Origin of the sequence: Roseateles paludis (assembly GCF_039872745.1) — a bacterium.
Classification (GTDB): Bacteria; Pseudomonadota; Gammaproteobacteria; order Burkholderiales; family Burkholderiaceae_C; genus Pelomonas; species Pelomonas paludis.
The window spans coordinates 1-6,542 of the sequence record NZ_JBDPZD010000014.1 but is presented as its reverse complement, the minus strand read 5'-3'; the positions used below and the strand labels follow the sequence as shown (position 1 = coordinate 6,542).

The 6,542-nt window shown below is 69.5% G+C and carries 6 protein-coding genes and 1 pseudogene; all 7 read left to right on the top strand.

Annotated features, from left to right (window positions below; all coding sequences use genetic code 11):
• Positions 1 to 247: pseudogene (locus tag ABDJ85_RS20195) on the top strand (hypothetical protein); the annotation flags it as partial.
• A complete protein-coding gene (locus tag ABDJ85_RS20190) occupies positions 244 to 3,054 on the top strand; it encodes a DUF6701 domain-containing protein (RefSeq protein WP_347706613.1) in 2,811 nt (936 codons plus the stop codon). The pseudogene ABDJ85_RS20195 and the gene ABDJ85_RS20190, both read left to right, overlap by 4 nt.
• Positions 3,054 to 4,025 carry a hypothetical protein gene (locus ABDJ85_RS20185; RefSeq protein ID WP_347706612.1) on the top strand — a complete coding sequence of 324 codons (972 nt, stop codon included), beginning with the start codon at positions 3,054 to 3,056 and terminating at the stop codon, positions 4,023 to 4,025. Before ABDJ85_RS20190 ends, ABDJ85_RS20185 begins: the two co-directional genes overlap by 1 nt.
• 3 nt (positions 4,026 to 4,028) lie before the next feature.
• On the top strand, positions 4,029 to 4,748 hold the full coding sequence (locus ABDJ85_RS20180) for a PilN domain-containing protein (RefSeq protein WP_347706611.1): 720 nt from the start codon (positions 4,029 to 4,031) through the stop codon (positions 4,746 to 4,748).
• A gap of 5 nt (positions 4,749 to 4,753) precedes the next feature.
• Positions 4,754 to 5,452 carry a hypothetical protein gene (locus tag ABDJ85_RS20175; RefSeq protein ID WP_347706610.1) on the top strand — a complete coding sequence of 233 codons (699 nt, stop codon included), beginning with the start codon at positions 4,754 to 4,756 and terminating at the stop codon, positions 5,450 to 5,452.
• Positions 5,449 to 5,823, top strand: a complete 375-nt coding sequence (locus ABDJ85_RS20170; RefSeq protein WP_347706609.1) for a hypothetical protein — start codon at positions 5,449 to 5,451, stop codon at positions 5,821 to 5,823. Before ABDJ85_RS20175 ends, ABDJ85_RS20170 begins: the two co-directional genes overlap by 4 nt.
• Positions 5,820 to 6,542, top strand: a 723-nt coding sequence (locus tag ABDJ85_RS20165) for a secretin N-terminal domain-containing protein (RefSeq protein ID WP_347706608.1), incomplete at its 3' end; no start/stop codon positions are given. The genes ABDJ85_RS20170 and ABDJ85_RS20165, both read left to right, overlap by 4 nt.

The following is a 6,542-nucleotide window of genomic DNA, read 5'->3' as shown; positions in this document are numbered from 1 at the left end:
CTCACAGCCGGCCTGCTTTGCCACCAAGAGCTTCACCTTGCCCGACCAGCTGAGCGACTTCAGCGTCACCGTCGCCTGCACCCGCACGCCCTCCAGTGGCACAGCCACCGATGGCGACCAGGCGCTGGTCTTCTACGAAATCGTCGCCACGGCCTGCAACATCAGCGCGGCAGGCAGTTGCCCCAACAACGCCACGCGCGAGCCCACCTATGCCGAGCGGCAGTTGACCCGGACGGTGGGCAAATGAAGCGCTGGCTCATATGGCTGAACTGCTTGCTTTGCCTGCTGGCACCCGGCTGGGCCGTGGCGGCCACGTACACCTTCCCCACCTCGATGCCCGGCACCTGCTCGGGCAGTGGCGGCACCTACAGCTGCACCTCGCTCAACCTGTCCAGCGGCGACATCATCGTGATCGCGGGCACCAAGCCTGCCACCATCAACATCGCCGGGAACCCCAGCCTCACCGGCGTCAAGATCAACACGGCCGGTGCCGCTTCGGACCTGACCCTGGTCATCTCGGGCGACGTGAACTGGGGCACGGGCACCGACATCGTCGGCAATGTTCGGGTGACCAACAACTTCAATCTCAGCAACGGCGCCAAGATCACCGGCGACGCGCAGTCCACGTCCCAGTCGATCAGCCTCGGGGCCTCCGTGCTGATCACGGGCAAGCTCACGGCCGCCAATGGCATCAACTTCAACGGCAACGCGCAGGTGACCTCGTGCGTCAGGGCCTCAAGCGGCAACATCTCGCTGGCCTCGGGGGCCAAGGCGGGCAGCATCTGCTGCGGCAGCATGGGCAGTTGCACGAACAGCTGCCTCATCAACAACAGCGGCCTGGCGGCGCCAGGCCTGTGCACGGCCACGCCGGCGATTGCCAGCTTCGGCATCGCCGGCACGGGCGCCGCGTCCACCTGCACCCCGCAGACCCTGACGCTCACCGCCAAGGACAGCGGCGGCGCCACGCTCACCGGCTACACCGGCACGGTCAACCTCTCCACATCCAGTGGCAGGGGCGACTGGTCGGCTGGCTCTGGCCCGGCGCCTGCGGGCACGCTCACGGCCGGCGCCGCCAACAGTGGCCTGGCCAGCTACACCTTCTCGGCCAGCGACGCCGGCGTGGTCAAGCTGCGCCTCAGCCACAGCCTGGCCCAGACGCTGACCGTGACCGTGGTAGATGCCGCCGTCTCGGCCAGCAGCAGCACCTCGGCCAGCATCAGCTTCAGCAACAACGCCTTTGAATGGGCCGTGGTTGGCAATCTGGCCATAGCCGGGCGCAACCAAGCCGCGCAGGTGTCCTTGATCAAAAAGGACCCGAGCACTGGCCGCTGCGGCGTGGCCACCGATTTCACGGGCAGCCGCAACCTCAAGCTCTGGCGCACCGACACCGGCGGCCCCTGGACGGCGCCCAGCGTCGTCAGCCCGGCGCTCACCGTGCCCGCCAGCCGGCCCGGCAGCAACAACCTGACGCTCAGCTTCAGCAGCGGCGTGGCCAACTTCAACCTGGCCACCACCGACGTGGGCCGCTATGCGCTCAACCTCGACGACGACTCGGGCACCTACGCCAGCAGCACCATCAGCGGCAGCCTGAGCGACCTGACCGTGCGTCCACTGGCGATTGCTGTCAGTGGCCTGACCCTCTCGGGCACGGCCAACCCGGCGGGCAGCGCAGCCACTGACGCGGTCTTTGGCAAGGCCGGTGCGTCGTTCTCGGCCACACTGGCGGCCTACCGCTGGAGCGCAGCGGCCGACAGCAACAACGATGGCGTGGTCGACAGCACGGCCACCCTCAGCCAGCTCAGCAGTGGCGGTCTGGCGGCTGGCTTCAACAGCACGGTCACCCTCGGCCCAGTGGCCGGCACACAAACCCCCGCAGGCGGCACCCTCGGCAGCCTCAGCAACGGGGCCGTGAGTGGCTTCACGAGCGGCAGCGTCACCGTCAACAACCTGGCCTACAGCGAGGTGGGCAGCTTCACGCTGAACACCAGCAGCGTGGTCACCAACTACCTGGGGGCCAGCGGCGTCACCATCGATGCAGTCGTGTTCGATGCGGCCGGCAGCCCGCAGACCCGCGTTGGCCGCTTCGTGCCGGCTGGCTTTGCGCTCAGCAGCCCGGCCATCACCCACCGCAGCAGCCAGGCTTGCAGCCCGGCCTCGGCCTTCACCTACCTGGGCGAGAACTTCCAGCTCGGCTTCACGCTCACCGCACAGAACACGGCCGGCGCCACCACCACCAACTACACCGGCGCCTTCGCCAAGCTGGACTTCAGCACAGCCAGCAACCTGCACCCTGCCGGCATTGGCGGGAGCACGCCCTTCAAGACCGGCGGCCGGCTGCAGTTGGGCACCGGCAGTGGCAGTTGGGTCAATGGCGTGGCCACGGGCGCCACGCTGACGGCTCAGGTGAGCAAAAGCAGCAGCACGCCCGACGGCCCCTTCGACACCGCCCAGTTCGGCATTTCGGCGCTGGACAGCGACGGCGTGGGCATGGTGTCGCTGAATCTCGACACCGACAGCCCCGCAGACAGCGCAGACGTCACATTGGTCGGGACAATTTCGCTGCGGCACGGGAGACTGCGCCTCCAGAATGCGCTAGGCGCCGCCAATCGGGCGCTCAAGCTTCCCCTCACGGCCCAATACTGGAACGGCAGCGCCTTTGTCACCAACACCTTGGACTCCTGCACCCGCGTTAGCAGCAGCAACCTCAGCGCCGGCAACCTGCGCAAGCAACTGCTCGCGGCCGACATCGTGATGACGCCCAGCAGCGTCACCGTGAGCGGCAGCAGCCCGAGCTACCTGACCCTGGCGGCGCCAGGCAGCGGTCGCGTGGGCAGCGTGGACATCGCGCTGGCCCTGGGCAGCAGCAGCACCGATGCCTCCTGCCTGGCCAGCAGCTGGGCCAGCAAGACCACCACCGCCAGCAGCGGCGCCAACCTCGACGGCCTGCGCCACACCTGGTGCAGCAGCAGCAGCCTGAGCGACCCGAGCGCGCGCGCCACCTGGGGCCTCTACCGCGGCAGCGACGGCGTGGTCTTCCAGCGGGAGAACTATTGATGCGCTGGCCGCTGAAGAACCGCAGCCCCCAGCGCCTGTGCTTTGCCCAGGCCGGCGAGCAGGTCGCCTACGTGCTGACGGACGCGCCGCCCACCAGCAGCCACCGGCCGCGCGTGCTGCGCTGGGGCCAGCTCACGGGCAGCGCGCCGGCTGCGGGCGAGGTGATCGGCCTGCTCGGCCCCGAGGCCTACCAGGTGCTCAAGGTGGACACGCCCAATGTGCCGGCAGACGAGCTCAAGGCCGCCACGCGCTGGCAGTTCAAGGACGTGATGCCGAGCGTCGAGGGCGATGACTTCACGCTTGACGTGATGCACGTGGGCGGCGACGTGGAGCGCCCCCACCGCGAGCTCTTCGTCATCACAGCTCCCAACCGCGCCATCCGCGCGCTGACCGGCAGCCTCGCGCCCTTCAAGGCCGAGACCCACATCGTCGACATCCGGGAAACCGCGCTGCGCAACCTGCTGAACCAGCAGATGCGCCGCGACCAGATTGCCCAGCGCGCCTGCGCCGCCGTGCTGGTGGGCCATGGCCAAGACCTGCTCGTCGTCTGCGCCAACGACGAGCTGCACTACACCCGCCGCCTCGAAGCCGACCCCAAGCTGCTGGAGCGCGCCCGTGGCGGCGGCACCGGCAGCACGGCCGCCATGCCACTGGGCTTCGAGTACCAGCCCGGTGGCGCCTTTGAAATGAACGAGGCCGAGTCGCCCTTCATCGTCGAGCTGCAGCGCAGCTTTGACGTCTGGGACCGCTCCTGGCCGCAGTTGCCGCTGGCCCGGCTCTATGTGCTGGCCGAAGAAGGCAGCGAAGACATCGCCGGCCTCGTGCAGCGTGAGCTGGGCGTGCAGGCCTTTGCGCTGGACCCGTTGGCCGGTTTTGCCGGTACGCCACCGGCCCCCGAAGGCAGCCTGCCGCGCGCTGCCCTGCTGCCCCTGCTGGGCGCAGCGCTGCGTGTGGACGAGAGGAAGGCCTGAGGCATGGCCCAACAGATCAACCTCCTCGCGCCGATTCTGCTGACGCCGAAGCGCTATTTCTCGGCCACCACCCTGGTGCAGGCCACAGCCGTGCTGCTGGTGGCGGCCGTGGCCCTGGCCAGCTATGTGCAATGGGCCGACCAGCGCGCCGGGCGTGCCCATGTCGAGCAGCTCGCTCAGCTCGACCAGGAGCGTCAGGCCCTGGCCGTGGCCGTGGCCAGCCAGCCAGCGCCGGCTGACGAAGCCGTGCTGTCCCAGCAGCTCAAGGCACTGCAAAAACGCAATGCCGACCAGGAGCTGGTGCTGCGCGCGCTGGCGGGCCTTGGCGATGGCGAGTTCAAGCACTCCGAACTGCTCTCGCTGCTGAGCCGCACGGTGCCCGAGGGCACCTGGCTGTCGGAACTGAGCTGGCACACCGGGCGGCTGGAGCTCAAGGGCGGCACGGTGGACACCAAGACCCTGCGCCCCTGGTGGGCGCGCCTGACCACGCACCCGCTGCTGGTCAACCAGACGCTGCAGAGCCTGCGGGTGGAGCACATCAATGCGCCCGAGACCGACACGGCCAAGCGCCTGCTGCAAGGCGGCGGCGCCGAGCGCGGGCCCTTGGTCAGCGGCGCCCTGGCCGACACCCTGCGCAATGCGCGCCAGCCGGTGTGGTTGTTCGAAGCCGTCAGCGCCCCGCAGCCGGCCGCCAGCAGCGCGGCCTCGGGAGCCGCACCTTGAATGCCATGACTGAAGTCAGCGCCGAGCGCCCGCAGCCTGCCTGGCTCGCCCGGTGGGAGCGCCAGAAGCGCCGCATCGACGCCATGAGCCTGCGCGAGCGGGCCATCCTGTTCTTCGCCATGGCCGCCGTGGTGGGTGCTCTGTTCGACGCGCTGGTGCTCACGCCGCTCAATGCCCGCGCCAAGCTGCGTGCTGCCGAGGTGACCACCCGCCGCACCGAAATCGACGGTCTGCGCGAGAAGCTGCTCAGCAGCACCCAGCAGCAGGCCGACTCGCCCGCCGTCCGCCTGCTGGCCGAGGTGCGCGAGGCCGAGAAGCAAGCCGCCCACCTGGCCCAAGAGCTCTCAAGCGTGGCGCCCGGCGGCGTGGCCAAGCTGGACGAGGCCACCACACTGCCCACCGTGCTGCAGCGCCTGCTGGTGGGCCAGCCCGGCCTGCAGCTCAACCGCCTGACCCTGCTCACGCCCGACAACAACGCCGCTGGCGGACAGGTCCGCATCCCCGGCCTGCAATGGCAGGGCGTGGACCTGCAGATCGAAGGCAGCTTCGTCGAGATCACCCGCTACCTGCAGCGCCTGGAGCTGGAACTGGCCGGCCTGCGCTGGGGCGATATGCGCCTGGTCAGCACCAGCGGCCAGGCCAAGGACGCTTCCCACACCTCTCGCCTGGCTGTGCAGCTCTACGTATTGAGGCTGGCCCCATGATGCTCAAGCCCCGCTGCGCTGCGTTGCTCCTGCTGGTGCTTGCCACCACAAGCGCCCACGCCATCGACCGTGACCCGACGCAGTGGCCCGCCGGCATGTTGCCCGCCAGCCCGGCTTCGGCAGCATCAGCCGGTGCCGGCGCCGACCCCGAGGCGCCGCTCGCGCGCCAGGTGCTGATCCGCGACGGCCGCGCCTACCTCGTGATCCAGGGCCGCCGCTACGGCGTGGGCGACATGGTCGACGGCTTGCGCATCCAGCGCATCGACGACACCGCAATCTGGTGGAACGAGGGCGGCCAGATCCGCCGCGAACCGCTGTATGGGGGCGTCGAGAAGCGCCAGCCCAAGACGACATCCAAGGAGAAGCCATGAAGGCGCTCACCCCCATCTTGCTGGCTGTGCTGGCCCTGCTCGGCGGCTGCGCCGACCGGCCGCTGCGCCTGGCCCAGCCGGCAGGTTCACTGCGCGACGAGTTGACGACCCAGCGCGCCGCGCCGGCCACGGCTGTTGCCGCATCAGCGCCTGCTCCCGCTGCGGCGCGCCCGGCCGAAGTGGCCGTCGCGCAACCCGTCACACCACCTGTCGCACCGGCGCTGCCGCCCGAGCCACGCTTTGACCTCGTCGTCAACGGCGCTCCGGCGCGTGACGTGTTCCTCTCGCTCGTCACAGAAACGCGCTTCAGCATGCTGGTGCACCCGGCAGTGAGCGGCGCGCTCTCGGTCACGCTCAAGGGCGTGACGGTGCGCGAGGCGCTGGAGGCCATCCGCGACGTCTATGGCTTTGACTTCCAGGTCGAGGGCCGCCGCATCACCGTCTACCCCCCGTCGCTGCAGACCCGCGTCTACACCCTCAATGTGCTCAACCTGCTGCGCAGCGGTCGCAGCGAGGTGCGCGTCAGCTCGGGCTCGGCGCCCTATACCAGCAGCGGCAGCCCGGGCTCGGGCACGCCGTCGCAGCCCACCGCGACGCCGCAAGAGAGCAGCCAGCTCACGACCAAGAGCGTCAGCGACTTCTGGTCCGAGACGACGAATGCCCTCAGGACCCTGGTGGGTGATGCGGCCGGGCGCAGCGTCATCGTCAGCCCGCAAGCC